Source organism: Cupriavidus sp. FW306-1B-F12B, assembly GCF_058781795.1.
Genome location: NZ_JBYSXC010000005.1, coordinates 305,303 through 331,135 on the forward strand (window position 1 = coordinate 305,303; position 25,833 = coordinate 331,135).

Below are 25,833 nucleotides of genomic sequence, written 5' to 3' on the forward strand. Positions count from 1 at the left end.
AAACCGTGCTTGCATCCGGGCCAGCCGCCTGCCACCTTGCAGCAGACGCCAATGCCGCCGGAGGCCCGCCATGCAAGACCAGGACACACACGCTGTATCGCCAGACGCACACTGCACGGGCCCGCTGGGCGGACTGCGCATCCTCGACATGGCCACCGTGGTGGCCGGCCCGTTTTCCGCCACGCTGTGTGCCGACATGGGCGCCGATGTGGTCAAGCTGGAGTTGCCCGACGGCAGCGATCCGCTGCGCGGGCTGGAGCCGGTTACCGAGGACCACGCCCTGTACTGGAAGGTGACCAATCGCGGCAAGCGCGGCATCTCGCTCGACGTGCGCACGCCGCGCGGCCGCGAGATCTTCCTGCGCTTGCTGCCCCAGTTCGATGTGCTGGTCGAGAACTTCCGCACCGGCACGCTGGCGCGCTGGGGGCTGGATCTCGACACCCTGCATGCGGCTAACCCGAAGCTGATCGTGCTGCGGCTGACCGGCTTCGGCCAGACCGGGCCCGATGCGGCGCGGCCGGGCTTTGCCCGCATCTTTGAAGCCAGGAGCGGCTTCACCAACCTGGCGGGCACCGCGCAGAGCGGGCCGATGCATATGAACTACCCGGTGGGAGACATGATTGCCGGGCTGTTCGGCGCCTTTGCGATTGCCACTGCGGTGGCAGAGCAGCACGCCAGGCCCGGCCAGCGCGGCCGCGAGATCGACCTGGCCGCCACCGAGGCGTTGTTCCGCCTGCTGGATCCGCTGGCCATCGAATATGAACAGTTGGGGCATGTGCGCCAGCGCGCCGGCAACCGCACCACCTACGCGGCGCCGTCCAACATGTACCGCACCGCGGACGAGATCTGGGTCACGGTAGTGGCCTCCTCCGACGCCACCTTCCGCCGGCTCGCCGAGGCCATGGACGCGCCGCAACTGGCGCAGGCGCCGGAATACGCCACCAACGCCGGGCGCGTGCGCAATATCGAAGCGCTGGACGGCAGCATTGCGGAGTGGTTTGCCGCGCAGCCCTATGCCGCCGTGGCGGCGCGGCTGGTGCAGTGCCAGGTGCCGTTCAGCAAGGTATTCAGCATCGCCGACATCGTCGACGATCCGCAGATGGCGGCGCGCCAGGCCATCGTCCGGCTGCCCGATCCGGATCTGGGCTCGGTGCCGGCGCCATGCGTGGTGCCGCGCTTCTCGGGCTATGCGCCGCCGTCACCGCGTACCGGGCCGGATGTGGGCGAACACAATGCCGAGGTCTATGGGCGGCTTGGCATCGGGGATGAGGAGCTGGCCCGGCTGCGGGCAGAGGGCGTGGTCTGATCGGCGCTCGGCGAGTTCAGCGGCGCGGACCGTTTCACTGCAGCGCCGCGCGCAACTGCATTTCCGCCTTCCGGACTTCCTCAAGCACCAACCCGGCCACCCATGTGCGCCTGGCCTTGTTCATCCGGGACATCACCGAGGCGACACTCAAGGCGGCGTAGTGCCCCTGGCTGATCTCGAACGCGGCGCCAACCCCACCGGCGCCCGCGGTCACCAGGTTTTCGCTTTCCGAATAGCCCTGGCGCCGCGTGCGCTCCACCAGTTCGAGCAGGCGCAGCCGCGTCAGGCCGGCGGCGTCGTATTCGTCGCGATGGCGCCGGTATAGCGCGTCGATCTCCGCATCGGACAGCCTGGCCAGCAAGGCCAGCCCGGCGGTGCCGATCCCCAGCAGGCGCAGGCTGCCGACCATCAGGGTATGGGCCTTGATCGGGTAGCTGCCTTCTTCCATATGCAGGCAGTGTCCGTAGTCGCCGTTGCGGATGACCAGGAACACCGTGTCCTCGGTCTGGCGGGCCAGCGACTGCAGCATCGGGCGGCAACTGACCAGCACTGGCGCCCGGCTCATCGCAGTCAGGCCAAGCTGCATGGATTCGATGCCGAGGCGGTACTTCTTGGTGTCCGCCTCGCGCTCGACAAAGCCCGCATGCACCAGCCCCGACACCAGCCGGAACGCGGTACTGCGGTCCAGCCCGGTTGCCGCCAGCAGTTCCGCCAGTTCGATGCCGCGCTCATGGGCGGCGCCGATGCACTTGAGCAGAGCCAGTGCGCGCGACAGGCTCTGGGTGCCTGCCACGCCGGTTTCCGCCGGCCCCTTGGCAGCCTGGTTTTTGGTCATGATCACAATGTAATCAAACTAATCAAAATTGCTTGTAGTGTAATCGACGTTCCGCTGGAATAGAAAACAGAGACCACGGCCAGCGTCCGGGAGCCGCGCCCGGCACCGGGACGCCAGTGGCCACCATTCCAGAGGAGACGACATGACCCAGTACAAGTACGTGCACGCCCCCCATGCCCGGCCGGTTGAAGGTGCCGCAACCCGGCGCACGGCGCGCTGGCAGCAACGGCCCGAGCAATCCAACTGGGGCGATTTCGGGCCCGACGACCAGTTGGGCCGCCTCAACCTGATCACGCCGGAGAAGGTCAGGCAGGGCGCGGCGGAGGTCAGGGAAGGGCTGCGCTTCTGCCTGAGCCTGCCGCTGGACTTCCCGGGCGGCAACGCCCTGAACCCGCGGCGCCACCCGCCCGTCATCAAGCCGACGCCGCGCGCGCTGGGGCTGGGCATGAACTTCGCGCTGGCGCGCGAAAACGCCGACCTCACTGACGTGGTCTGCGACGACTACGTGCACATGTTCCTGCAGTACTCGACGCAATGGGATGCGCTGGCGCACGTGGGCGGGCATTTTGACGCCGACGGCGACGGCGTCAGCGAGATGGTCTACTACAACGGCTTCCGGGCGGGCATCGACGTGCAGGGGCCGGACGATGATCCGGCGCTGGACGGCCAGTCGCGCGCACTGGCGCTTGGCATCGAGAAGATTGCCGAGCACGGCGTGCAGGGCCGTGCGGTGATGGTGGACCTGCGCGCGCACCTTGGCGACGGGCATACCCGCGTTGGCTACCGGCAACTGGCGCAGATCATGCGCGACGATGGCGTGACGGTCGAGCCGGGCGACATCCTTTGCCTGCACACGGGGTTTGCGCAACTGCTGCTGAAGCGCAACCGCCAGCCTGAGCCGGACATGGCCGAGCGTTTCGGCGCGGCGCTTGACGGGCGCGACCCCGAGCTGCACCAGTGGATCATCGACAGCGGGATCGCCGCCATCGTGGCTGACAACTACGGCGTGGAGGCCATCCCCGCGCGCCCGCAGGCGGGCCCGTGCGCCTTCCTGCCGCTGCATGAGCTATGCCTGTTCAAGCTGGGCATGCCGTTTGGAGAGCTCTGGTACCTGACACCCCTGGCGCAATGGCTGCGCGCCAACGGGCGCAACCGCTTCCTGTTGACCGCGCCGCCGCTGCGGCTGCCTGGCGCGGTGGGCTCGCCGGTGACACCGGTTGGCACGGTCTGAGCGGGAGCGATCATGGTGGAACGTACCTTGTTCGACTTGCTTGACGCCGCGCCTGCCGATGCGGTGGCGCTGCGCTTCGAGGGCAGCGCGATCACGTACGGCGCGCTGCGCGAGCGCGCCTTGCGCATCGCCGGCGGCCTGCGCCGGCATGGCATAGGCCGCGGCGACGTGGTGGGCCTGTGGCTGCCGAACGTGCCGGACTGGCTTGGCGTTGCCTTTGCCTGCGCCCGCATCGGCGCAAGCGTCATGAGCCTGAACATGCGGTATGGCGCAATGGAAGCCGGCGACTTCATCCGCCGTGCCCGCTGCAAGGCGCTGGTGTACATGCCGGCGTACCGGGGCAAGGATTATGACGCCCTGATGGGCGCGGTGGAGCCGCACAGCCTCGCCACGCTTGCGCTGGCGGTGCCATTGCTGCAGACGCCGGTGCACGCGCCCTTGGGCCGCGCCGGCGCGGTGGCGCACCCGTGGCCACGGCTGGCGCGCGTTGACCTGGATGACCTGGCTGGCGCTGCGCCAGATGCTGTTGCCGGTGGCGAGCCCGGCGATGCGTGCATCATCCTGTCCTCGTCCGGCACCACCAGCCAGCCCAAGCTGATCGTCCATGGCCAGGGCCGGGTGGCGCGGCACGCGGGCGACGTGGCGGCCGCCCTTGCCATGCAGGGCGGCGACGCCAGGCTGCTGCTGGCGATCCCGCTTTGCGGCGCCTTCGGCTACACCGTTGCCATGACCGCGCTGGCCGCCCAGGCGCCGCTGACGCTGGTCGAGAACTTCGAGCCGGCCGAGACCGCGCGCCTGCTGGTGGCGGACGGCATCACGCACATGTTCGGCACCAACGACATGCTGGACAAGCTGCTGGACGCGGGCGGCCCGGAATGGAAGCCGCCTGTGCTGCGCATGTACGGGCATGCCAACTTCACGCCGGGGCTGACGGCTTTGCCGCAACGGGCGCAGCAGCGCGGCATTGCCATGCGCGGCTGCTATGGCCTGAGTGAAACCCTGGCGCTGTTCGCCAGCCAGCCGGCACAAGCCCCGCTGGCGCGGCGCGAGCAATCGGGAGGTGTGCCGCTGGCGCCGGCGGCGCGCGTGCGCGTGCGCTCGCTGGAGACCCGCGAGTGCCTGCCGCCGGGTGAATCCGGTGAACTCGAGCTGCTCACCCCCGACGTCATGCTTGGCTATCTCGATGACGCCGCGGCCACTGCCGCCGCCTTTACCGACGATGGGTACCTGCGTACCGGCGACCTGGCCTACCTGAACGGCGATGGCGGCTTCACGCACCTGTCGCGCATCGGCGATGTGCTTCGCATCGGCGGCTACCTGGTCAATCCGCTGGAGATCGAAGAGGTGGTGCTGTCGGCCAGCGGCGCCGCTGCGTGCCAGGTGGTCGCCGTGGAGGCCCACGGCAGCGCCCGGCCGGTGGCCTTCGTCATGGGCGGCAGCGGCTATACCCATGCCGAGGCCGCGGTGCTGGCCGCATGCAAGGCGCAGCTGGCGGTGTTCAAGGTGCCGATCCGCGTGTTCCGGGTCGATGCCTTTCCGGTGACCCCGAGCCCGAACGGCGAAAAGGTCCGCAAGAACGAACTGCGCACGATGGCCCAGCAGATGCTGGCGGCCGAGGAGACTGCACGATGCTGAAATGGACCCATTGGGATCTTCCCTTCTTCGACGCCAGCCATGCCGCCCTGGCGCGCGAACTCGATGACTGGCAGCAGCGCCAGGCCGCGCTGGCGCCGGAACTGGAGGCCCTGCCGCTGCCGGCCCAATGCCGCCGCCTGGCCGCCGAGCTGGGCCAGGCCGGGCTGCTGCGCTACTCGGTGCCTACGCTGCAAGGTGACGCAGGCCCGGCGCTGGACCTGCGCTCGGTTTGCATGGTGCGCGAAGCCTTGTCGTATGGCTCGGCGCTGGCGGATTTTGTGTTCTCGATGCAAGGCATCGGTGCCGCCCCGCTGTGGCTGCATGGCAGCGCCGCCTTGCGCGAGCGATTTCTGGACGGCTGCCGGCAAGGCGGGCAGATTGCGGCCTTTGCGCTGACCGAGCCCGAGGGCGGATCGGATGTGGCCGCTACCGCGACCACCGCCACGCGGCGCGGCGATGTCTATGTGCTGGACGGCGCCAAGACGTATATCTCCAACGGCGGCATTGCCGACTACTACGTGATCGTGGCGCGCTCCGAACAGGCGCCCGGCGCCAAGGGGCTGTCCGCCTTCCTGGTCGAAGCCGGCAGCCCCGGGCTGACCATCGACACCAGCCTGGAGATCGTCGCGCCGCACCCGCTGGCCACGCTGCACCTGCGCCATTGCGAAGTGCCGGCCGCCCACCTGCTGGGTGCGCCGGGCGACGGCTTCAAGGTGGCGATGTCGGTGCTGGACATCTTCCGCTCGTCGGTCGGCGCCGCCGCCGTCGGGATCGCGCGCCGCGCGCTGGACGAGACCGTGGCGCGCATGGGCAGCCGCTCGCTGTTCGGCAAGCCCATGGCCGAGATGGACACGGTGCGCATGCGCGCGGCCGACATGGCGCTGGACATGGAAGCCGCCGCGCTGCTGGTCTATCGCGCCGCGTGGCTGCGCGACGTGCGCCAGGCCACCATCACCCGCGAGGCCGCGATGGCCAAGCTGGGCGGGACCGAGGCCGCGTTCCGCGTGGTGGACAGCGCCGTGCAGCTGTTCGGCGCGCTCGGGATCACGCAAGGGTGCGTGATCGAGCAGCTGTTCCGCGACGTGCGGCCGATGCGCATCTACGAAGGGGCTTCGGAGATCCAGAAGCTGATCATCGGACGCAAGGTGCTGGGCGCACAGCGCCAGGGACCGCACCGCATTTCTTAATACAAGGAGTATCGATGGCTACGAGACGACGCGTGCTGGTCACCGGCGCGAGCAAGGGTATCGGGCGCGCCACGCTGGCGCGCCTGCGCGAGGATGGATATGAGGCCATTGGCCTGGCACGGACCCGGCCGGCAGACCTGGCTGACGACCCGGCCTTTCATTGCTGCGACCTGAACGACCTGGCGCAGACGCGGGCGCTGGTGTCGCGGCTGGCCGCGCAGGAACCGTTCTATGCGCTGGTCAACAATGCGGCGATGGCGCCGACCACCTCGCTGGACGACGCCTCGCTCGCCGACATGGACGACGCGATGCGCGTCAATGTCAATGCGGCGCTGGTGTGCGCCCAGGCGCTGCTGCCGGGCATGCGCGCGCAGGGCGCCGGGCGCATCGTCAACCTGTCGTCGCGCGCGGCACTGGGCAAGGTGAACCGCACCGCGTACAGCGCCAGCAAGGCCGCGGTGATCGGCATGAGCCGCACCTGGGCGCTGGAGCTGGCGGCGTCCGGCATCACGGTGAACGTGATCGCCCCCGGGCCGATCGCCACCGAGCTGTTCCGCACGGCCAGCCCGCCGGACGACCCCAAGACCCGGGCGCTGATGGCGGCGGTGCCGGTTCAGCGCGTGGGCGCGCCGGAAGAGATCGCGCATGCGATCGCCTTCCTGCTGGACGAGCGTTCCGGGTTCATGACGGGGCAGACGCTGCATATCGACGGCGGCCTTACGGTCAGCGCGGTCCGGGTCTGAGCCGGGCCGGGCGCCAGTGATTTCCCGACGCCGGCACCGAACCGTGCGCGGGCCACGCAAAGAGAGGAGACACGACATGAAAGTGCTGGATGCAGAGGGCCGCGGCCAAGGCGGCACCGAGACGGGTGGCGATCATGATGTGGGCGCCGCGAGCGGCAAGGGGAGCGCGCGGGAGCGCGGTGTGTCAGCGCGGCGGCGCAGCGTGCTGCGCGGCCTGTCCGCCGGCCTGCTGGCGCCGCTGGGCTGGCCGGCCACGTCGGCGCTGGCTACGACCGGTGCCGGCGCCTATCCGAACCGGCCGGTGCGCCTGGTCGTTCCGTTCGCCCCCGGCGGCGCCACCGACACGCTGGGCCGGCTGCTGGGCCGCGCCATGGAGTCCTCGCTGGCCCAGCCGATGGTGGTGGACAACCGCGTTGGAGCGGCGGGCGCCATCGGGGCCACGGCCGTGGCCAAGAGCCCGGCTGACGGCTATAGCGTGCTGCTCGGGGGCGTGGGCACCAACATCGTGCTGGCCTACACGCAGCCGTCGCTGCCGTATGACCCGGTGCGGGACCTGATGCCGGTGGCCTACCTCTGCAATGTCGACTATGTGCTGACGGTCGCAGCCGGCAGCCCGTACCGCTCGCTCGACGATCTGCTCGCGGCGGCGCGCAAGCGGCCGCGGGCGGTTTCCTACATGTCCACCGGCATGCTTGGTCCGCTGCATGTCGCACTCGAATACCTGAGCAAGCGTGCCGGCGTATCGATGGTGCACGTGCCGTACAAGGGCGAAAGCCCGGCGCTGGCCGACCTGCTGGAAGGCCGCATCGACGTGGCCGTGATGACCGTGCCATTCACGCGCCCGCTGGTGCAGGACGGCCGCGTGCGCGTGCTTGCCACCATCAGCGCCGAGCGCACGGCCAGCATGCCGGACGTGCCGACCGTGGCGGAACTGGGCTTTCCCGGTTATGCCGTGCCGATCTGGAACGGCCTGTTCGTGCCGGCCGGGACGCCGGCGCCGGTTGCCGAGCGCCTGCACACGGCGGCGGCAGCGGCCATCGGCGCGCCCGCGATGCGCGAGCGCATGGTGGCGCTGGGGGTCACGCCCACCGGCGGCACCATTGCCGGCTATGCCAGGTTCCTGCAGTCCGAGCGCGAGCGCTGGACCGCAATGATCCGCGACACCGGACTGATGGCCGGGTAGCCGTCCGCACCAGCGACGCAAGACGCTCCCACCCCATCGCAAGACCCGACAACGCCGCATCGTACGGCGAGGAGACAGCTATGCAACTTCAATGGCAGGGCCTGGCACGCGCGCGCCGATTTGCCGCGGCATGTGTATGCGTGACGGTATGGTCCGCGCTGGGCCTGGCGGCGCAGCCCGCGCGCGCCGCCGAGTCCGTCAAGATCGGCCTGATCCTGGACATGAGCGGCGTCTACGCCGACATCTCCGGCAAAGGCACCGCCACGGCAGCCCAGCTTGCCATTGCCGACTTCGGCGGCAAGGTGCTGGGGCGCGACGTGGAACTGGTGGTGGCCGACCACCAGGGCCGCGCCGACATTGCCGCCAGCAAGGCGCGCGAATGGTTCGACGTGCGCAAGGTCGACGCCATCCATGACGTGACGGGCTCGTCGACGGCGCTGGCCGTGCTCAACGTCGCCCGCGAGAAAGGCAAGGTGCTGGTGCTCAGCGGTCCGGCATCGGACCGGCTGACCGGCGACCTGTGCTCGGCCACTTCCGTGCATTACGCCTACGACTCCTATGCGCTGGCCAACTCGGTCGCGCGTACCGTGGCCAGGCAGGGCGGCAAGCGCTGGTACTTCATCACGGCCGACTACGCCGGCGGCCATGACATCGTCAATGCGGCCCGGGCCGCGCTGGAGCAGGAGGGCGCCAGCGTGGCCGGCGAGGTACGCCACCCGCTGGGCGCGTCCGACTTTTCGTCCGCGGTGGTGCGGGCGCAAGGCAGCGATGCCGGCGTGATCGGCCTGGCCAGCTTTGGCGGCGACCTGGTCAACGTCATCAAGTCGGCGCGCGAGTTCGGTATCCGTGCCGGCGGCAAGCAGCGGCTGGCCAGCCTGCTGATGTATATCAACGACGTCCATGCCATCGGCCTGCAGACCGCACAGGGCATGGTCCTGTCCGAAGCGTTCTACTGGGATATGAACGCGGAGACGCGGGCCTTCTCGCGGCGCTATTTCGACAAAGTCAGGGCCATGCCGAACATGAGCCAGGCGGCCGTCTATTCGTCCGTGCTGCACTACCTGAGGGCCGTGCAGGCCGCCGGTTCGACCGAGGCGCCCGCGGTGATGCGCAAGATGCGCGAGCTGCCCGTGGCGGACTTCTACGCGAAGAACGGCCGCATCCGAGACGATGGGCTGATGGTGCACGACATGTACCTGTTCGAGGTGAAGCGCCCGTCCGAATCGAAATACCCGTGGGACTACTACAAGCTGCTGGCCACCATTCCGGGCGACAAGGCCTTCAAGCCGCTGGCGGAATCGGGCTGTCCGCTGGTGCGTCGCTGACCGGGCGCAAGGCCGCCCAAGGAGATCGTGATGAATGCAAACCTGTATCGGAACGCTGCCCGCCTTGCCTGGCTTCGCATGGCAGGCATCGCCTTGCTGGCGATGCTCTGCAGCGGCGTGGCGCATGCCGCCGGCTACCCCGACCGTCCGGTCACGCTGATCGTGCCAGGCCCGCCTGGCGGCAGCGGCGACATCACCGCGCGGCTGCTGGCCAAGGAACTGGCCGGCAGCTGGGGCCAGCCGGTGCTGGTCGAGAACCGGCCCGGCGGCGGTGGCATTGTCGGCGCCCAGGCGCTGATGCGGGCACCGGCGGACGGCTACACGCTGATGATGGGCAATACCGGCGTCAATGCCATCAACTACAGCCTGTACCCCAAGCTGCCGTACACGCCCGCCGACATGGCCGGCATTGCCGACGTGCTGGTGTTTCCCAATGTGCTGGTGGTCAAGGCCGACTCGCCGGTGCGCAACGTCGCGGACCTGAAGCGGCTGGCATCGGCGCAGCCGGGGCGCCTCACCTTCAGCTCATCCGGCATCGGCCAGACCACGCACCTGTCGGGCGAACTGTTCAAGCTACGCACCGGCATCGACGCGCTGCACGTGCCGTACAAGGGCGCCAACCTGGGCCTGGCGGCGGTGATGTCTGGAGAGGTGGCGTTCATGTTCGACAACCTGCCGTCGGCGGAGGGTCAGCTGCGCGCGGGCACCGTCAGGGCCCTGGCGGTGACGGGCACGGAGCGCGTGCCCGGGCTGCCGCAGGTGCCGACCATGGCGCAGGCAGGCGTGGACGACTTCGTGGTCACCGGGTGGTTCGGGCTGGTGGCGCGCGCCGGTACGCCGCAGCCGGTGATCGATGCGGTCCACCGGTCGGTAGCCGCCATCCTGGCGCGCAAGGAGTTTGGCCAGCGGCTGCAGCAACTGGGCGGCCGGCCAGGCGTGCTGGGTCCGGCAGCCTTCGATGCCTTCATGCGCAGCGAGCGCGACCAGTGGGGCAAGGCGGTGAAGGCCTCCGGCGCAACGGCGGAGTAGGGCCTACTCCCCAGTCATCAGCGCCGAGAAATCCCCCACGATCTGCCGCAACAGCCGTGCCGCCGGCGGCGACAACACCCGGCCCTGGCGCGACACGGTCTGGATTTCCCCCTGGTAAAGCAGGGGGTTTTTCATTGGCAGCGACACCACGGGCGCCTCGTTAAGCTGGTTCCACAAGGCCAGGCGCGTACACAGGACATAGCCAAGCCCCGCCGCCGCGAAATGCCCCAGCGCATTGAATGACGAGGTGGTCAGCAGCGACTGCAGGCGCACGCCCTCGCTGATCTCTGCGGCCTCGATGTGCTGGCGCACGCCGAAGGTCCGGTGCAGGGTGGCGCCGGGGTAGGGCAGCAGGTCCTGCAGGTCCAGCGGCCGGCCCAGCTGCGCCAGCGGGTGCGAGGCCAGCACCTGGGTCTGGATCGGCATCGGATGGGCGTGGTGGCAGCGCAGCCGCGCGTCCCTGGGCGGCTGGAACACCAGTCCGATATGGGCGCTGCCATCGACAATGCGCTGCACGATCTCGTCGGTGCTGCCCACCGACAGGTCCACCGTGATGCCCGGGTGGGCCAGCATGAAGGTGCGCAGGCTATGGCGCATCAGCCATTCCACGAAACCTTCGCCCGCCACGATGTCGATATGGCCGCGCGCCACCTTCTGGATGCTGTCGAGTTCGGCCAGCAACTGCTGCTTCTGGTTGTTCTGGTTGCGGACATAGGCGGCCAGCAGATCGCCCGCCTCGGTGGCAACCACGCCGCGGCCATGCCGCTCCAGCAGGCGCGTGCCGCAGTCTTTCTCCAGCACGGCGATGGCCCGGCTGACGGCTGAGGGGTCCATGTCGAGGACTTCGGCGGCGCCGCGGACCGAGCCGCTGTCGAGCACCTGCATGAAGTAGCGCACGCGCCGCGTGTCCAGTTTGTCGTCCATCGAAAGCACGTGTCACTCCGCTTGAGCGTTGCATTGAATGCAACAAGTTTCCCATATCACGATCATTGATGAAACGCTCAGGCGCCGGAATACTAGCCTGATCCTTCTCGGTAAGCGGTCAAGATCGAACCGGAATGCCGAAGAGAGCACGTTTGTGCGACATAAGCAGCCTTCCCGCGGAGACACCCGATGACCAACCCCATTGCCCAGCCGGCGCTTGCGTCCGCTTCCCCGATTGCCGCCGTCACCGGCAGTGGCAAGGTACGACTGGCCGTTGTCACGCTGGCCGTGGTGGCGATTGCCGAAACCATTGGCGCGGTGCAGTTCAAGCTGGGACCCGGCAAGGTCGTGCTGATGCCGATGCTGTGGGCGCTGCTGATGGCCGCGGCGTGGGGCATCGCGGCCCGGAACGTGCCGCGCGCGGTGCGCATCGACGCGCCGCTGCAATCGCTTGCCACCGGGCTGCTCAATGCCGGGCTGCTGCTGTTCGTGGTGAAGCTCGGCCTGACCGTGGGCGGCGCGCTGCCGCAGCTCAAGGACGCGGGCTGGGCGCTGCTGTTCCAGGAGTTCGGGCACGCGCTCGGGACGCTGGCGCTGGGCCTGCCGCTGGCCTTGCTGCTCGGCATCAAGCGCGAGGCCGTCGGCGCGACCTTCTCGGTTGGGCGCGAGGGCAATATCGTCATCATCGGCGAGAAATACGGCATGGCGTCGCCGGAAGGCCGCGGCGTGCTGGCCGAGTACATCACCGGCACCGTGCTGGGCGCGCTCTTCATCGCGGTGCTGTCGGGGTTTGTCAGCAGCCTGGGCATCTTCGATCCGCGTTCGCTGGCCATGGGTGCCGGCGTGGGCTCGGGCAGCCTGATGGCGGCGGCCGTCGGCGCCATCGTCGCGCAGCACCCCGGGCAGGCTTCCGAGATCATGGCGATTGCCGCGGCGTCGAACCTGCTGACCTCGGTGGCCGGCTTCTATTTCACGCTGTTCCTGTCGCTGCCGCTGTGCTCATGGCTGTACGGCAAGCTGGAGCCGGTACTGGGCCGCTTCTCGCGCCGTGACGCCATGCGCGAGGTGCAGGACGTCAAGCTCGATGGCGCGCTGGCGCATGGCACCTCGGCGCGGGATGCCGCGCTGGGCTGGTTCGTGGTCGGCGCCGGCGTGCTGATCGGCAACAAGTTGTCATACAACGTGCCGCTGTCGGTATCGCTCAAGGGCATCCTGGTGGCCATTGCCATCGTGGCGGCCTGCGACCTGCTCAAGCGCGTGTTCCCGCGCGTGCCGCTGCTGCTGACGATGTCGGTGGTGGTCACGCTGATCGGCGTGCCGGGGATGTTCCCGTTCTCCGACGCCGTCATCGCCATGACGGAAAAACTCAATTTCATGACCTTCACCACGCCGGTGCTGGCGCTGGCGGGCTTCTCGGTGGCCAAGGACCTGCCGGTGTTCCGGTTGCTCGGCTGGCGCATCGTGGTGGTTTCGCTGACGGCCACGGCCGGTACCTTCCTCGGCGCCACGCTGATTGCCGAGTTCTTCCACTGAACCCCACCCGTAGCAGGGATTACCCATGTACCGCGACCCCGACATTGCCGACGACATCCGCCAGGACATGCTGGCCTGGCGCCGCGACATCCACGCTGTTCCGGAAACCGCATTCGAAGAACACCGCACTGCCGGCATCGTGGCGCAGGCGCTGGGCCTGATGGAGATTGAGGTGCAGCGGGGGCTGGCGACGACGGGCGTGGTCGGCACCCTGCGCAACGGCGACGGCCCCAGCATCGCGCTGCGCGCGGACCTGGATGCGCTGAACATGCAGGAGCTGGGCAAGGCCGCCCACGCTTCCACCTGCGCGGGCAAGATGCACGCGTGCGGCCACGACGGCCATACCGCCATGCTGCTGGGCGCGGCCGCGCACCTGTCGCGCCACCGCGATGCCTTCCGCGGCACGGTGCATTTCGTGTTCCAGCCCGCCGAGGAGAATGAAGGCGGCGGCCGCGTGATGGTGGAAGAGGGCCTGTTCGACCAGTTCCCGGCCGATGCCGTCTATGGCATGCACAACTTCCCCCAGTTGCCGCGCGGCAAGTTCGCCATCCGCGCCGGCACCATGACCGCGTTCCTCGACAACTTCGAGATCGTCATCACCGGCAAGGGCGCACATGGCGCCCAGCCGCACCACGGCATCGATTCCGTGGTCGTGTCCGCGCACCTGGTCACCGCGCTGCAGACCATTGCCAGCCGCCGCACCGATCCCACCGATGCGGTCGTGGTCAGCATCACGCAGATCCACGGCGGCGATACCTGGAACGTGCTGCCTGAGTCGGTGGTGCTGCGCGGCACCATCCGCACGCTGAACCCCGCGGTGCGCGACCGCATGCAAACCGCGATGCGGCAGATCTGCGAGGGCGTGGGCACGACCCACGGCGCGCGGATCGCGATTGACTACCGCCCCGGCTACCCCGGCGTGGTCAACACCCCCGCCGAGACCGACGCTGCCATTGCCGCCGCCGCCCAACTGGTGGGCGCCGACAACGTGAAGACCGATATCAAGCCGGCAATGGGATCGGAGGACTTCGCCTTCATGCTGGAAAAGCGCCCCGGCGCCTATATCGGCATCGGCGCGGGTGAAAGCGCGGAGGACCCGCCGCTGCATAATCCCTACTACGACTTCAATGACAGGATCCTGCCGCTGGGCGCGGCGTATTGGGTGGCGCTGGTCGCGCAGCAATTGCCGGCCAGATGACCCGCGCCCGTCAGGGCATGCGGGCCGCTTGCGCGAACACATTCAGGAACCCCAGCGCGGGTTGCGCGCTGGCTTGCGCTTGGATGCTGGCAGCAAGCACCGGCGCCGGCAGCCAGGGATAGGGCAGTGCCGCCTGCAAGGCCGCCAACGTGACCGCGCCGGGATCGGCGATCGTGTCCATCCGTTCGATATGGATATGCAGGCTGGCGATACGGTACGTGCCGTCATCGCCGGCGGCAAAGCCCCAGCGGTAATAGCCCTTGCCGACGCGCAAGGCGCTGGCCGCGGTTTCCCGCATCACCACCAGCCAGGGGATCGTCATGGCGTTGCCGTCCAGCGCCGCCGCAACGTCGCCGAGGTAGTAGGTCCGGCAGCGGTCGAACGTCTTCGCAAACTCGCTGACCAGCGTCGCGGCAATGGCATCCGCGCCTTCGGCCTTGGGCGGGAAGCTGATGGAGTCGGTATCGATCGAGAAGGTCAGCGACGCATCCGCGGCAAAGGCTTCGTGGATCAGCGCCGAGCGGTTGTTGTCCTTGGCCTCGACATATTGGGCCAGACGGGATTTGGCGGTGGCAAGCGCGATGGTGTTCATGCTGGACTCAGGAGGAGGGGTTGAAGACCAGGGGCCCGCCGGTGGGCGGCGACGGGCATCCAGTGGTTCAACGGGTTCGGTGAATCCGTGTCAATGGTGACCGGCATCAGCGGTCGTCCCGCGAACAATAGGCTTCAGACCGCCCTGCCGGCATGCAAAGCTTTTGAAGAATCATCCCCAAATTTAGGCCATGTCTGATTGATCCCCACCGCCGATTTCGGCTCAATAGTACTCGGCAAAAATGCCATTTCCAACCGGGGATCAATGATGCAAGACACGCAAACCAAGAAGATTTACGTTGCAGCTGGCCTGCTCGATCCCGCCTACCATGCCGTGCGCGCGTAAGAGGCCGTCATGCCGGATATTCGCTACGCACTCCGGAACGGAGACAAGACAAGCTCGGGCGGCATACTCATCGCCACGGGCCGCAGCATATTCCATCATGACCTGATAGTCGGTGTCGAAGGCGACCATGCAACCTGCCCCGCCTGCAAGGTGGGGGGGCGGTGATGAATGACTGTTATTGGCCGTCGATATAGACGGCAAACAGATGTTGGTGACTGGTGCGCGAGTCAATTGCAAGTGCCCGACTCACCCGGTTGTCATCCACTCGCGGACGGATTTCATTATTGAGGTGAACCGGGGAGGCCGCAATGCGCCGCCGCCGCCATCGTCCGCGTCCTTGGCCTCTTCGAACCTGACTTCGCCCGCGACAGGTGACTACGACGAGCAAGTCCGAGTCCGAGTCCGAGCGGGTAATACACCCTTGGAAGGCTACCCCTACTTCATCGAGACGCCCGACGGGCGAGCATTCTCTGGGTGTATAGACGAAAGCGGCAAGCTACCCCGCATATATACAGAGAATCTCAACGAGTACGCAATTTATTGGGGCGATGACGCTCTAGCAAGACAGGAAGAGGTATGAGGTATGCCCAATAAGAAAACGATCGTGACAACAAACGCGACACCGAATTCCATTAAGGAGGTGCAGCTTAAGGTGGTAACGTTTCAGGAACTCTGGGCCAACTATCCGTCGGGCAATCCATATGACAATCCGGCCTATTCCGATCAGTGCGCGATCCGAATGAGTGTTACTCTTCATCGGGTCGGCATCGAGATGAAGTCCTTTTCATCGAAGCTTGTGAAGCCGCTGTCCGGGCAGCCGAGTATCGGGCGTATTATTCTTCCGGCAGACGGGAAGGCCACTGCCACGCGAGCAAACGAACTCGGGGAGTGGTTGAAATTGCAGCCTTTTGCCGGGCTAGGGAAGGCGGAGAATATTACAGGGCGGGACTGGGTGGGCAAAGTAAAGGGGCGAACCGGAATAATAATGTTCGATGGCTATTGGGCGCGTGACGGAGAGGCGGCAGGGAATGCTAGCGGAGGCCATATCGATTTATGGAATGGGGAAAAACTTACAGGCTTTGGTACTGGTCTAAGAGTAAGTTGGAATATTGTGGTTCCAGGTGTTTGGTCAGATTTTCGCAACTCGAAGACAATTATTTTCTTCCCCATAAAATGAAGATACTGAGAGCAGTCATCGGCGCTATTGTTGGCGCTGTCCTGGCTACGCTTGCTGCTTGGGGCGGGTTATATCTCTTCGGCATTGTAGTGTTGCGCGGGACAGGAAGTTTGTTCGACACGAAGCAGCATGCATCGAATCTGTTCTTTGTTGGCTGGTTCGTGTCTATGGTCGCAGCCTCATTAATTGGTGGATGGCTTGGATACTCATCCGGGCGAAGATAGGGCATCACGTCCACTATTCTTCAAGCGTATACATGCGCCGCCCCATGCTTCCATCATGGCGCGGCGCTGTTCGCGCACAGTGGCCCCTATCCCACAAATGGGAGAGTGGGAGAAAACACCCGCGAACTCAGGCCTTGGCCAATGCCAGCGGCGCACCCGGCGCGACTGCCACGTTCGCGCCGAAATGCTGGTCGACAACTCCCGCCACCATATCAGCCGTCACCGCCGACAAAGTCCACCCCAGGTGCCCGTGCCCGGTGTTGTAGAAGATGCATGCCGCCCGCCCGCGCCCCACGCGCGGCAGCATGTCCGGCATCATCGGCCGCAGCCCGGCCCAAGGCACCACGCTGCGCGTGCTGACGCCGGGAAAGCACTGCTGCACCCATTCCACCAGCGGGCGGATGCGGTCGGCGCGGATATCGCGGTTGTAGCCGTTGAACTCGGCGGTGCCGGCCACACGGAAGCGGTCGTCGCCCAAGCGGCTGGTGACCAGCTTGGTTTCGTCGTCGAGCAGGCTGACCACCGGTGCGGCGGCGCGGCTGGCCTCGTCGGTCAGGTTGACCGTGATCGAATAGCCCTTGACCGGATAGATGTTGACCCGGTCGCCCAGCCCCGCGGCCAGCGCGCGGCTGGCGGTGCCGGCGCAGATCACGGCGCCATCGAAGCTGGAGGTGGCCGTGTCGGCGCCGTCCTGCACGGTCACGGTGGCGCGCCTGCCGTCGGCCTTCACCGCCTGCACGTCCTGGCCGTACAGGCAGCGCACGCCCAGCCGATCGATGGCTGCGGCCAGGCCGCTGGTGAACTTGTGGATGTCGCCGGTGGAATCGCTCTCGGTGAAGTAGCCGCCGTAGTACGAGCCGGCCAGCGTCGGCTCGATCGCGCGCATCTCCTCGGGCGTCACGGCGCGCCGCTCCAGCCCGCCCTGCGCCAGCAGCGCCGAGACCCGGCCGGCATGCTCGAAGCCGGCCTTGTCGCGGTAGATATGGAGGATGCCTTCCTTCTTCAGGTCGAAATCGATGCCTTCCTGCGCCGCCCAGGCGAACAGGTGTTCACGCGCGGCGATGGCCAGGCGCGCGGTCTCGATGGTGTTGCGGCGGTAGTGGGGGATGGCGGCGATGAACTCGGCGAACCAGGACAGCTTGTGCCAGTTGGGCCGGGGATTGACCAGCAGCGGGGCGTCGTTGCGCAGCATCCATTTCATGCCCTTGACGATGGTCGACCAGTGGGTCCAGACCTCGGCGTTGGAGGCCGACAACTGGCCGCCATTGGCGAACGAGGTCTCCATGGCGGCATAGCGGTGGCGTTCGAACAGTGTGACGGAGAATCCGCGCCGGGCCAGCGCGTAGGCCGTGGTGACACCCGTGATGCCACCGCCGATGACAGCGATTGATTTCATGATCTGCAGGTTCCAGGAACGTCGATGGTGGGAGCCCGGACGCAATATGCGTGGCGGACGCCCCCTCTGTTCTGGACCTGAGAGATTCACGACACCCGGCCGCGAGGGCGGGGCGCGCTTGCTCCTTCGGTATGCCGGCGGACGATAGCGTCCGGCATTCTTCAGAGTGCACTGACTGGTGATGCCGGTCCTTTTGCCTGAGAGTTTCCGGGGCGGTTGCTCCTTCGGCGCTGTCCGCGGCGGGCGCCGCGACAGTCTCTCCCTGCATCACATTGGCTTGATGCCAATCGGGGCAATGTAGTGACAAGGCTCGACGTTGGATATGCGGGTTAACGCTTAGGCGGCCTGCCGCCCGCGTCGCTATGTCGCATCGGCCTGCGTCCCCGTGCCCCATAAAATGTCAGCGCTCGCTCTCGGGGAGAGGCGCCGTATGCTGCGCTCAGGTGGAGTGAGTCGAAAAAGACGACAACAAGGTTTTCCAGTGAAGAAAAATCGCATTGCACTGGCCGTTTCGGCGGTGCTGATGGGCCCCGCCGTCGCCGCCGCCCAGGTGGTGGACGCGCCCGAGCCGCTGCAGGAGGTGGTGGTCTCGGCCAAGTCGGAGCGCGCCGAGACGCCGGCGATACCGCCCAACACGCCCTCGCCGGCCTACGGCATCAGCAGCCGCCGCATGGCCGACTTCAATGTGGTGAACACGGAAGACGCCCTCAAGTACGCGCCCAACCTCGCCGTACGCAAGCGCTTCATCGGCGATATGAACTCGATCATCTCGGTGCGCAGCACCAGTTCGCGCCAGTCGGCGCGCGGGCTGGTGTATGCGGACGGCCTGCTGCTGTCCAACCTGCTGGGGTCGGACTTCAGCTTCCCGCCGCGCTGGTCGCTGGTCAACAGCGCCGAGATCGAGCGCATGGATGTGCTGTACGGCCCGTATTCGGCGCTATATCCCGGCAACTCGCTGGGTGCGACGGTGCTGATCACCACGCGCACGCCGGAGAAGCTCGAGGGCGATGCCAGCGTGCAGCTGTTCACGCAGCGCTTCAGCCTGTACGGCACGCACGACAACTTCAACGGGGTCCACGCCAACGCCTATGTGGGCGACCGCGTCGGCCCGTTCTCGTGGCTGGTCAGCGTGGACCGGCAGGACAGCAAGAGCCAGCCGTTGAGCTTCTATACCGCGGCACGCTCCACGGCCCGCGCCACTTCTGCCGACAAGCCGGTCACCGGCGCCTACTTCGACCAGGACCAGACCGGCCGCGACCGCGTGGTGATGGGCGTGAACAGCGAGGGCGTCACCCACACCGTGCAGGACCAGCTCAAGCTCAAGCTTGGCTACGACATCACCAATACCCTGCAGGCGCAGTTCACCGCGGCCTACTGGCAGCAGGACCGCTCCAGCGCCACCGGCAGCTACCTGCGCGATGCCGATGGCAATGTTGTGTCGAGCGGTCCCGTGAATATCGGCGGCTATCGCTATGTGATTCCCGCCAACGCCTTTGCCCCCAGCAATGGCGAGGACGCGCGCTGGCTCTATGGCCTGTCGCTGCGCACGCGCAATGAGACCGGCTGGAATTTCTCGGGCGTGGCGTCGCTGTTCGATGTCAGCAAGGACATCAGCCGCAGCGCCAACACCGCCGGCAGCGGGCCGGGCACGGTGACCTATGGCGACGGCACCGGCTGGCGCACGCTCGACCTGAAGGCCGACTACCGCCCGCAGCTGCTGCAGGGCGGGCACTGGGTCACGTTCGGCTACCACTATGACAATTACCGGCTGAGCAACACCACCTACAACACCTCGGACTGGCAGGCGGTCACCATCACCGCCTTCAACAACGCCTTTGCCGGCAAGACCGAGACCCAGGCGCTCTATGCGCAGGACGCCTGGTACTTTGCCGAGGACTGGAAGCTGATCCCCGGCGTGCGCTACGAACACTGGCGCGCCTATGACGGCAGCCGCAGCCAGCCCGGCGTGGACATCGGCTACCCGGTGCGCAGCGAATCCAACTGGTCGCCCAAGCTGGCGCTGGAGAAGGCCTTCGGGCAGGACTGGCTGGGCCGCTTGTCGCTGGGCCAGGCCTATCGCTACCCGACTGTCAGCGAGCTGTTCCAGGGCCGCATCACCGGCACCGCGCTGATCAACAACGATCCCAACCTGCGGCCCGAGCGGTCATTCTCGAAGGACCTGACCTTCGAGCGCACGCTGGATTCGTCGTACTTCCGGGTCTCGGTGTATGAGGACGATATCCGCGATGCCCTGGTCAGCCAGACCAATACCACGGTATTCCCGACCGTCACCAGTTTCCAGAACGTCGACCGCGTGCGCACCCGCGGCATCGAGCTGGCCTATGACGCGCGCGATGTGTTCGTCAGCGGCTTCGACCTGTCGGCCAGCGGGGCCTACAACCATTCGAAGACGCTCGAGAACGCCAACAACCCGGCCTCGGTGGGCAAGTACTTCTACCGCATTCCCAAGTGGCGGGCCAACCTGATGGGCACCTATCGCATCACGCCGGCCTGGGCCGGCACGCTGGCCATGACCTATTCGGGGCGGCAGTACAATACGCTCGACAATTCCGACGTCAATCCCGACACCTTCGGCGGCACCAGCAGCTTCCTGACCTTTGATGTCAAGCTGACGTACCGGCCTGCGAAGAACGTGCGCCTCGGGCTTGGCATCGACAACCTCACCGACCAGCGCTACTACGTCTACCACCCGTATCCGGGCCGGACGTTCTACGCCGAGGCGAAACTTTCCTTCTGAGCACGTGAACAGGCTGACCATATCCATGCAAGGCGTTCGCCCCGGTTTCCGCTTGATCGTTGCCGGGCTGATGATGGCCGGTGCCGCGCTGGCCGCGACCGCGCAAACGCACGGCGATCACAGCGGCCACGGCGCGCAGGCCAAGGCCGCGAAGATGAGCGAGCTTGGCACCGGCGCCGCGTTCGACCGAAACGGCAAGCTGTGGGTCGCCTACAAGGACGGCCCTTACGTCGCGGTACGTGCATCGACCGACTACGGCCGCAGCTTCGGGCCGGCGCAGCATGTCAACAACGTGCCGGAGCAGGTCGCCGCCGATCATGAAAGCCGGCCCAAGGTCGCCGCGGGGCGCGACGGCGAGATCTTCGTCACCTGGACCCAGCCGCTGCCCAAGCCGTGGACCGGCTTTATCCGCTTTGCGCATTCCGCCGATGGCGGCAAGTCCTTTGCCGAACCGCTGACGGTGCATGCCAACCGCGACCAGATCGCCCACCGCTTCGACGCCATCGCGGTGGACAACGCCGGGCGCGTCTTCGTCAGCTGGATCGACAAGCGCGACGTGGTTGCCGCCGAGGCGCGCAAGCGGCCGTACGCCGGCGCCGCGGTCTACTACGCGGTCTCGGCCGACCAGGGCAAGACCTTCCAGGGCGACTACAAGATTGCCGACCAGTCGTGCGAATGCTGCCGCATCGCGCTGTCGCCCACGCCCGACGGCAAGATGCTGGCGCTGTGGCGCCATGTATTCCCGCCCAACGCGCGCGACCACGCGCTGGCGCTGCTGGGCACCGACGGCAAGGCCACGCCGATGCAGCGCGCCACCTTTGACGACTGGCGCATCGACGCCTGCCCGCACCACGGCCCCGGCGCTTCGGTGGCGCCCGATGGCACGGTGCACATGGTCTGGTTCAACGTGCGCGAAGGCAAGCCCACGGTCTCGGTGGGGCGCTGGAAGGACGGCAAGCTGCAGGCACAGCGCCCGCTGGACGACCCGCGCGCGCAGCATGCCGACATCGTCGCGCTGAACGACAACGAGATCGCGGTGGCCTGGAAATCGTTCGACGGCCAGCAGACGCGGCTGTCCGCGATGCTGTCGCACGATGGCGGCAAGACCTGGCAGACGCGCAAGCTGGCCGGCACGGAGCGCGACTCGGACCAGCCGCACCTGCTGCAGCATGCGGGCCGCGCCTACGTGCTGTGGCGTACCGAGGCCGAGGGCTTCCAGGTGTTCCCGCTGGGCAAGGAGGGTGCATGATGCCATCCCGCCGCAAGCTGCTCGCCGCTGCCGTCCTGACCCTGGCGATGACGGCCGCCAATGCCGGTAGTCAACCGGCCGACCGCGTCGCCGTGTTCGCATCGGCCAGCGCCGCCCAGCTGGCGGCCAGCCAGAAGGGCAAGCCCTTTGTACTGGTGGTGTGGTCGCTCGACTGCGTCTATTGCAAGCGCAACTTCGACGCCATCGGCAAGCTGCGCGCGCGGCATCCGGACCTGCGCGTCGTCACGCTGGCGACGGACAACCCCGACGCGCTGCCACAGGTGCAGCAATTGCTCCAGCGCGTCAGGCTCACGCGCAACGCGTGGGTGTTCGGGCACGAGCCGCAGGAGCGGCTGCGCTATGCGGTCGATCCGGACTGGATGGGCGAGATGCCGCGCACCTACTTCTATCGCGCCGATGGCCAGCGGCACGGCGTGTCCGGCGTGATCAGCGACGCCGACTGGGGCAAGCACCTGCGCTGGGCTGGCATCGCCGGCTGAGCGCGCACCGGAATTCCATGAGGCCAGCGCGGGCCCGCAGCCCACGCTGGAGCGCGCCTCAGGCAAACGCGGTTCACCGCCTTTCTTGTCGGCTGCGCCTGCGTGACGCGCAGCGCAGCGGCGTGCCATAACCCCTCCCCACACATCGGTAGTTTCCCCACTCGGCCTCCATAAAACGGGGCGGTAGTATTCGCCCGTGGTGGTTCAATAAAGAAACAGATGTTCAAATATGAACATATGGGGGCTGCCAGGGTGCCTGGCAGGTTGCCGCCACAGGAAGCAGGGGAGACAGAATGAAATTCAACAGATACGCGGCCGGCCTGGCTGCCGCCATGCCGCTGGTGGCGGCGGCGCAATCGGTGACGCTCTATGGGGTGATCGATACGGGTGTGGAATACCTCAACCACGTGGGTGCGGCGGGAAATGACCTGGTGCGCCAGCCGTCGCTGGCTGCGACTGTGCCATCGCGCTGGGGCTTGCGCGGTTCGGAAGACCTCGGCAACGGGCTGAAGAGCGTGTTCGTGCTGGAATCCGGCTTCGCGCCGGATTCAGGCGTCTCGAATCAGGGCGCGCGACTGTTCGGCCGGCAGGCCTTCGTCGGGCTGAGCGGCCCGTGGGGACAGATCGGGTTTGGGCGCCAGTACACCATGCTGTTCTGGGCGCGTCTGGATACCGACATCCTTACCTCCAACGTCTACGGTGTCGGCTCGATTGACAGCTATATCCCCAACACGCGCGCCGACAACGCGGTCTCGTACAAGGGCAAGTTCGGTGGCGTCACCGTTGGCGCCACGTACAGCCTGGGCCGCGATACCGTCAATGCGGGACCGGGCCCGGCCGGCACCAACTGTGCGGGCGAGAACCCCGCGGACTCGCACGCCTGCCGCGAATGGTCGGCCATGCTGATGTACGAGACTGACTGGTGGGGCGTGAGCGCCGCCTACGATTCGCTGCGCGGCGGCCCCGGCGCCTTTGGTGGCCTGACCCGGAGCAGCCTGAAGGACGACCGCTTCTCGCTGGGCGGCTACATGCTGCTGCCGCGGACCAAGCTGGGCCTGGGACTGCTGTCTCGCAACAACGAAGCAAGCAGCACCCCGCGCAGCGACCTCTGGTTCGCGGGGGCGTCCTACGACATCACGCCCGCGTTCAACCTTGCCGGCGAAGTCTTCTACGTGAAGTACCGGCGCAGCGCGAACAAGGCCTGGCTTGGCGCGATCCGGGGCACCTACGCGTTCTCGAAACGCACCTCCGTGTATGCCACGGCGGGCTATATCGACAACGGCGGCCAGTCGGCGCTGTCGGTCAGCGGCGGCAGCCCCGGCGGCAATCCCAGCGCGGGCGGCAACCAGGCCGGCGTGATGCTCGGCGTCAAGCAGATCTTCTGAGGCGCTGCAGCGCTGTCACCCTTTTCAATAGGTAGAACGATGAAATCATCCCGCTTGCTGGCGATGCTGACCGGCATCGCCCTGATGTGTGCCACGGCCTTGTCGGTCGCCGCCACGCCCGCCCCGGCTGCGGCCGCCCCGGAACGCACTGACCATTTCCGCGTGACGCTGCTGGGCACGGGCACCCCGGTGCCTTCGGCAACGCGCGCTGGCTACAGCACGCTGGTCGAGGCCGGCGGCCAGAAGCTGGTTTTTGATTTTGGCCGCAATGTGGCCGTGCGCCTGTGGCAGTTGCGGATTCCGCTGGGCAGCGTCGACGCGCACTTCCTGACGCACTTCCACTCGGACCATCTGGTGGGACTGCCCGACCTGTGGCTGACTGGCTGGCTGCGGCCGCCCTACGGCCGCCGCGACAAGCCCATGGCGCTGTACGGCCCGGCGGGCACGCGCGCGCTTGCCGATGGGCTGCGCCAGGCCTTTGCCGCGGACATCGCCATCCGGCACAAGGATGAGGGCAGCGCGCTTGCGGGCATCACCATCGATGCCCGCGACGTCGCGCCCGGGGTCGTCTATGAAAAAGACGGGGTCCGCGTGACGGCATTCGAGAACGACCACGGCGACAACATCCGGCCGTCGTATGGCTACCGGATTGACTATCGGGGCCGGGTGGTGGTGCTGTCGGGCGATACCCGGTTCAGTCCCGCCGTGGTCGCGCAGGCAAAGAACGCCGACGTGCTGGTGCATTGCGTCACGCTGATCCCCGATGCGCTGCTGGCTTCCAACCCCGCGTACCGTGCCATCTACGATCACCTGTCCTCGCCGGAGGATGCCGCGCGGGTCTTCCAGGCTGCGGGGCCGAGGCTGGCGGTGTTCAGTCACATCGGCCTGAACGGCGATGCCACGGTCGGGCAGATTGCCGAGCGGGTCCGCAAGACGTATGCCGGTGAACTACTGATCGGCGAGGACCTGACGCGCGTGGAGATCAGCCTGGATGGCCGTGCCGGGACGCCGGGTGGCGTCGCGGTGTGGCAGGAGCGACCGTGAGCCCCGGCGCGCCGCGCCATCCCCTTGCGTTCAATCCGGCTTGATTCCCGCGCGCGCAATGATGGGCTTCCAGCGCTGCTGCTCCTGCGCGATAAAGCGCGAGAACTCCGCCGGCGTGTCGCCCACCACAATCGCCGCATCCGCGCTCAGGCGCTCGACCGACGACTTGCTCTTCACTGCTTTCACGGTGGCGTCCGCCAGCTTGTCGGCGGCCGCCTGGGGCAGAGATGCCGGTGCCAGCAGGCCATACCACTGCGTCATTTCGAAGCCGGGATAGCCTTGTTCGGCAACCGTTGGCACGTCGGGCAGCTGGGGAATGCGCTGGGTCGTGCCGGTGGCGATGCAGCGCACCTTGCCGGCCTTGATGAACTGGATGATCGCCGGCGCGCCGACCGCGGCTGCGTCCAACCGCCCCGACAGCAGGTCAGTGATCTGCGGACCGCTGCCGCGATACGGCACATGGGTGATGAAGGTGCCGGTCGCGGCCTTCAGGTATTCAAAGGCCAGATGGCCGGCGCTGCCGTTGCCGGCCGAACCGTAGTTCAGCTTGCCGGGCTTGCTCTTGGCCAACGCCACGAACTCCTTCAGGTTCTTCGCGGGGACGTCCGGGTGGACCACGTACAGGCTCGGCACCTTGGACAGCAGCGAGATCGCGCGGAAGTCCTTGACGGGGTCATAGGGCAGCTTCGGGAAGATAAACGGATTGACCGCCAGCGTGCCGATATGGCCGAGGATCAGCGTGTGGTTGTCATCGGCGCGCGCGACTTCGCCCATGGCGATATTGCCGGCCGCGCCGGGCTTGTTCTCGACGAAGACTGACACGCCTAGCAGCTTGGTCAGCTCCGCCGCGGTGGAGCGGGCCACGATCTCCGAGCTGCCGCCCGGCGCGAACGGCACCACCAGCCGGATCGGCTTGGCCGGCCAGGCCTGGGCACGCGCCAGCGTTGGCGCCAGCGCGCACGCGCCCAGTGCGGCGGTGGTCTTGAGCAGATGGCGGCGAAGGGGATTTATCGGGGTCATGCATTTCTCCTGAA

General features: G+C 67.2%; 22 protein-coding genes and 2 riboswitches. Of the genes, 16 read left to right on the forward strand and 6 right to left on the reverse strand.

Annotated elements, in window-relative coordinates; translation table 11 throughout:
* Window positions 1-70 precede the first annotated feature (70 nt).
* The gene (locus tag AC3WLE_RS11515) at window positions 71-1,306 is read left to right on the forward strand and encodes a CaiB/BaiF CoA transferase family protein (protein WP_492356358.1); all 1,236 of its coding nucleotides are present in this window, start codon (window positions 71-73) and stop codon (window positions 1,304-1,306) included.
* Window positions 1,307-1,340: 34 nt separating this feature from the next.
* On the opposite strand, the gene AC3WLE_RS11520 is transcribed toward AC3WLE_RS11515, so the two are convergent.
* Window positions 1,341-2,141 carry an IclR family transcriptional regulator gene (locus AC3WLE_RS11520; protein ID WP_492317969.1) on the reverse strand — a complete coding sequence of 267 codons (801 nt, stop codon included), beginning with the start codon at window positions 2,139-2,141 and terminating at the stop codon, window positions 1,341-1,343.
* Between the two features lie 142 nt (window positions 2,142-2,283).
* Here AC3WLE_RS11520 and AC3WLE_RS11525 point away from each other — a divergent pair, with 142 nt between their 5' ends.
* The 7 genes from AC3WLE_RS11525 (at window position 2,284) to AC3WLE_RS11555 (ending at window position 10,474) form a co-directional block, all read left to right on the forward strand.
* Complete coding sequence (locus AC3WLE_RS11525; protein ID WP_492317968.1) at window positions 2,284-3,372, forward strand: cyclase family protein; 1,089 nt, start codon at window positions 2,284-2,286, stop codon at window positions 3,370-3,372.
* A gap of 12 nt (window positions 3,373-3,384) precedes the next feature.
* The gene (locus AC3WLE_RS11530) at window positions 3,385-5,007 is read left to right on the forward strand and encodes an AMP-binding protein (protein ID WP_492317967.1); all 1,623 of its coding nucleotides are present in this window, start codon (window positions 3,385-3,387) and stop codon (window positions 5,005-5,007) included.
* Entirely contained in the window at window positions 5,001-6,194 is a 1,194-nt protein-coding gene (locus AC3WLE_RS11535) for an acyl-CoA dehydrogenase family protein (protein WP_492356359.1), read from the forward strand. Before AC3WLE_RS11530 ends, AC3WLE_RS11535 begins: the two co-directional genes overlap by 7 nt.
* Before the next feature lie 14 nt (window positions 6,195-6,208).
* Window positions 6,209-6,937, forward strand: coding sequence for an SDR family oxidoreductase (locus tag AC3WLE_RS11540; protein ID WP_492317965.1), 729 nt, complete (start codon window positions 6,209-6,211; stop codon window positions 6,935-6,937).
* Window positions 6,938-7,013: 76 nt separating this feature from the next.
* Entirely contained in the window at window positions 7,014-8,120 is a 1,107-nt protein-coding gene (locus tag AC3WLE_RS11545) for a Bug family tripartite tricarboxylate transporter substrate binding protein (protein WP_492317964.1), read from the forward strand.
* 80 nt (window positions 8,121-8,200) lie between these two features.
* On the forward strand, window positions 8,201-9,445 hold the full coding sequence (locus AC3WLE_RS11550) for an ABC transporter substrate-binding protein (protein ID WP_492351525.1): 1,245 nt from the start codon (window positions 8,201-8,203) through the stop codon (window positions 9,443-9,445).
* 30 nt (window positions 9,446-9,475) lie between these two features.
* Window positions 9,476-10,474: a Bug family tripartite tricarboxylate transporter substrate binding protein gene (locus tag AC3WLE_RS11555; RefSeq protein ID WP_492317962.1), complete on the forward strand. Its 999-nt coding sequence runs from the start codon at window positions 9,476-9,478 to the stop codon at window positions 10,472-10,474.
* 3 nt (window positions 10,475-10,477) lie between these two features.
* Here AC3WLE_RS11555 and AC3WLE_RS11560 read toward each other — a convergent pair whose 3' ends face one another.
* On the reverse strand, window positions 10,478-11,398 hold the full coding sequence (locus AC3WLE_RS11560) for a LysR family transcriptional regulator (protein ID WP_492317961.1): 921 nt from the start codon (window positions 11,396-11,398) through the stop codon (window positions 10,478-10,480).
* A gap of 189 nt (window positions 11,399-11,587) precedes the next feature.
* Between AC3WLE_RS11560 and AC3WLE_RS11565 the strand changes: the two genes are divergently transcribed.
* On the forward strand, window positions 11,588-12,931 hold the full coding sequence (locus tag AC3WLE_RS11565; protein WP_492317960.1) for a DUF3100 domain-containing protein: 1,344 nt from the start codon (window positions 11,588-11,590) through the stop codon (window positions 12,929-12,931).
* Between the two features lie 25 nt (window positions 12,932-12,956).
* Entirely contained in the window at window positions 12,957-14,129 is a 1,173-nt protein-coding gene (locus tag AC3WLE_RS11570; protein ID WP_492317959.1) for a M20 aminoacylase family protein, read from the forward strand.
* Between the two features lie 10 nt (window positions 14,130-14,139).
* Here the strand turns inward: AC3WLE_RS11570 and AC3WLE_RS11575 are convergent, their stop codons facing one another.
* Both AC3WLE_RS11575 and AC3WLE_RS11580 read right to left on the reverse strand, forming a co-directional pair.
* On the reverse strand, window positions 14,140-14,721 hold the full coding sequence (locus AC3WLE_RS11575) for a hypothetical protein (protein ID WP_492356360.1): 582 nt from the start codon (window positions 14,719-14,721) through the stop codon (window positions 14,140-14,142).
* Between the two features lie 261 nt (window positions 14,722-14,982).
* Complete coding sequence (locus AC3WLE_RS11580; protein WP_492356361.1) at window positions 14,983-15,195, reverse strand: hypothetical protein; 213 nt, start codon at window positions 15,193-15,195, stop codon at window positions 14,983-14,985.
* Window positions 15,196-15,649: 454 nt separating this feature from the next.
* Between AC3WLE_RS11580 and AC3WLE_RS11585 the strand changes: the two genes are divergently transcribed.
* Window positions 15,650-16,243 carry a type VI secretion system amidase effector protein Tae4 gene (locus AC3WLE_RS11585; RefSeq protein WP_492320634.1) on the forward strand — a complete coding sequence of 198 codons (594 nt, stop codon included), beginning with the start codon at window positions 15,650-15,652 and terminating at the stop codon, window positions 16,241-16,243.
* Between the two features lie 351 nt (window positions 16,244-16,594).
* On the opposite strand, the gene AC3WLE_RS11590 is transcribed toward AC3WLE_RS11585, so the two are convergent.
* On the reverse strand, window positions 16,595-17,908 hold the full coding sequence (locus AC3WLE_RS11590; RefSeq protein WP_492320635.1) for a D-amino acid dehydrogenase: 1,314 nt from the start codon (window positions 17,906-17,908) through the stop codon (window positions 16,595-16,597).
* Window positions 17,909-17,919: 11 nt separating this feature from the next.
* A riboswitch (glycine riboswitch) is annotated at window positions 17,920-18,038 on the reverse strand.
* Window positions 18,039-18,137: riboswitch (glycine riboswitch) on the reverse strand.
* A gap of 156 nt (window positions 18,138-18,293) precedes the next feature.
* Between AC3WLE_RS11590 and AC3WLE_RS11595 the strand changes: the two genes are divergently transcribed.
* The 5 genes from AC3WLE_RS11595 (at window position 18,294) to AC3WLE_RS11615 (ending at window position 24,799) form a co-directional block, all read left to right on the forward strand.
* Window positions 18,294-20,621, forward strand: coding sequence for a TonB-dependent receptor (locus tag AC3WLE_RS11595; RefSeq protein WP_492351999.1), 2,328 nt, complete (start codon window positions 18,294-18,296; stop codon window positions 20,619-20,621).
* 25 nt (window positions 20,622-20,646) lie between these two features.
* The gene (locus AC3WLE_RS11600) at window positions 20,647-21,870 is read left to right on the forward strand and encodes a sialidase family protein (protein ID WP_492352000.1); all 1,224 of its coding nucleotides are present in this window, start codon (window positions 20,647-20,649) and stop codon (window positions 21,868-21,870) included.
* Window positions 21,867-22,370 (forward strand): TlpA family protein disulfide reductase, encoded by a 504-nt coding sequence (locus AC3WLE_RS11605; protein ID WP_492320638.1) that lies wholly within the window; start codon window positions 21,867-21,869, stop codon window positions 22,368-22,370. The genes AC3WLE_RS11600 and AC3WLE_RS11605 overlap by 4 nt, the downstream gene beginning before the upstream one ends.
* A 293-nt stretch (window positions 22,371-22,663) precedes the next feature.
* Window positions 22,664-23,755 carry a porin gene (locus AC3WLE_RS11610; RefSeq protein ID WP_492356957.1) on the forward strand — a complete coding sequence of 364 codons (1,092 nt, stop codon included), beginning with the start codon at window positions 22,664-22,666 and terminating at the stop codon, window positions 23,753-23,755.
* Between the two features lie 39 nt (window positions 23,756-23,794).
* On the forward strand, window positions 23,795-24,799 hold the full coding sequence (locus AC3WLE_RS11615) for an MBL fold metallo-hydrolase (protein ID WP_492320640.1): 1,005 nt from the start codon (window positions 23,795-23,797) through the stop codon (window positions 24,797-24,799).
* A 30-nt stretch (window positions 24,800-24,829) separates the two neighbouring features.
* Here the strand turns inward: AC3WLE_RS11615 and AC3WLE_RS11620 are convergent, their stop codons facing one another.
* Window positions 24,830-25,819: a Bug family tripartite tricarboxylate transporter substrate binding protein gene (locus AC3WLE_RS11620; protein ID WP_492320641.1), complete on the reverse strand. Its 990-nt coding sequence runs from the start codon at window positions 25,817-25,819 to the stop codon at window positions 24,830-24,832.
* Between the last annotated feature and the right edge of the window lie 14 nt (window positions 25,820-25,833).

Bases quoted from the DNA above. Each gene is read 5' to 3' on its own strand.
- AC3WLE_RS11575 (WP_492356360.1), bottom strand. From the start codon at position 14,721: ATGAACACCATCGCGCTTGCCACCGCCAAATCCCGTCTGGCCCAATAT.
- AC3WLE_RS11530 (WP_492317967.1), top strand. From the start codon at position 3,385: ATGGTGGAACGTACCTTGTTCGACTTGCTTGACGCCGCGCCTGCCGAT.
- AC3WLE_RS11560 (WP_492317961.1), bottom strand. From the start codon at position 11,398: ATGGACGACAAACTGGACACGCGGCGCGTGCGCTACTTCATGCAGGTG.
- AC3WLE_RS11595 (WP_492351999.1), top strand. From the start codon at position 18,294: ATGCTGCGCTCAGGTGGAGTGAGTCGAAAAAGACGACAACAAGGTTTT.
- AC3WLE_RS11535 (WP_492356359.1), top strand. From the start codon at position 5,001: ATGCTGAAATGGACCCATTGGGATCTTCCCTTCTTCGACGCCAGCCAT.
- AC3WLE_RS11620 (WP_492320641.1), bottom strand. From the start codon at position 25,819: ATGACCCCGATAAATCCCCTTCGCCGCCATCTGCTCAAGACCACCGCC.
- AC3WLE_RS11600 (WP_492352000.1), top strand. From the start codon at position 20,647: ATGCAAGGCGTTCGCCCCGGTTTCCGCTTGATCGTTGCCGGGCTGATG.
- AC3WLE_RS11585 (WP_492320634.1), top strand. From the start codon at position 15,650: ATGCCCAATAAGAAAACGATCGTGACAACAAACGCGACACCGAATTCC.
- AC3WLE_RS11520 (WP_492317969.1), bottom strand. From the start codon at position 2,141: ATGACCAAAAACCAGGCTGCCAAGGGGCCGGCGGAAACCGGCGTGGCA.
- AC3WLE_RS11615 (WP_492320640.1), top strand. From the start codon at position 23,795: ATGAAATCATCCCGCTTGCTGGCGATGCTGACCGGCATCGCCCTGATG.
- AC3WLE_RS11555 (WP_492317962.1), top strand. From the start codon at position 9,476: ATGAATGCAAACCTGTATCGGAACGCTGCCCGCCTTGCCTGGCTTCGC.
- AC3WLE_RS11540 (WP_492317965.1), top strand. From the start codon at position 6,209: ATGGCTACGAGACGACGCGTGCTGGTCACCGGCGCGAGCAAGGGTATC.
- AC3WLE_RS11580 (WP_492356361.1), bottom strand. From the start codon at position 15,195: ATGGTCGCCTTCGACACCGACTATCAGGTCATGATGGAATATGCTGCG.
- AC3WLE_RS11550 (WP_492351525.1), top strand. From the start codon at position 8,201: ATGCAACTTCAATGGCAGGGCCTGGCACGCGCGCGCCGATTTGCCGCG.
- AC3WLE_RS11515 (WP_492356358.1), top strand. From the start codon at position 71: ATGCAAGACCAGGACACACACGCTGTATCGCCAGACGCACACTGCACG.
- AC3WLE_RS11525 (WP_492317968.1), top strand. From the start codon at position 2,284: ATGACCCAGTACAAGTACGTGCACGCCCCCCATGCCCGGCCGGTTGAA.
- AC3WLE_RS11610 (WP_492356957.1), top strand. From the start codon at position 22,664: ATGAAATTCAACAGATACGCGGCCGGCCTGGCTGCCGCCATGCCGCTG.
- AC3WLE_RS11605 (WP_492320638.1), top strand. From the start codon at position 21,867: ATGATGCCATCCCGCCGCAAGCTGCTCGCCGCTGCCGTCCTGACCCTG.
- AC3WLE_RS11545 (WP_492317964.1), top strand. From the start codon at position 7,014: ATGAAAGTGCTGGATGCAGAGGGCCGCGGCCAAGGCGGCACCGAGACG.
- AC3WLE_RS11570 (WP_492317959.1), top strand. From the start codon at position 12,957: ATGTACCGCGACCCCGACATTGCCGACGACATCCGCCAGGACATGCTG.
- AC3WLE_RS11565 (WP_492317960.1), top strand. From the start codon at position 11,588: ATGACCAACCCCATTGCCCAGCCGGCGCTTGCGTCCGCTTCCCCGATT.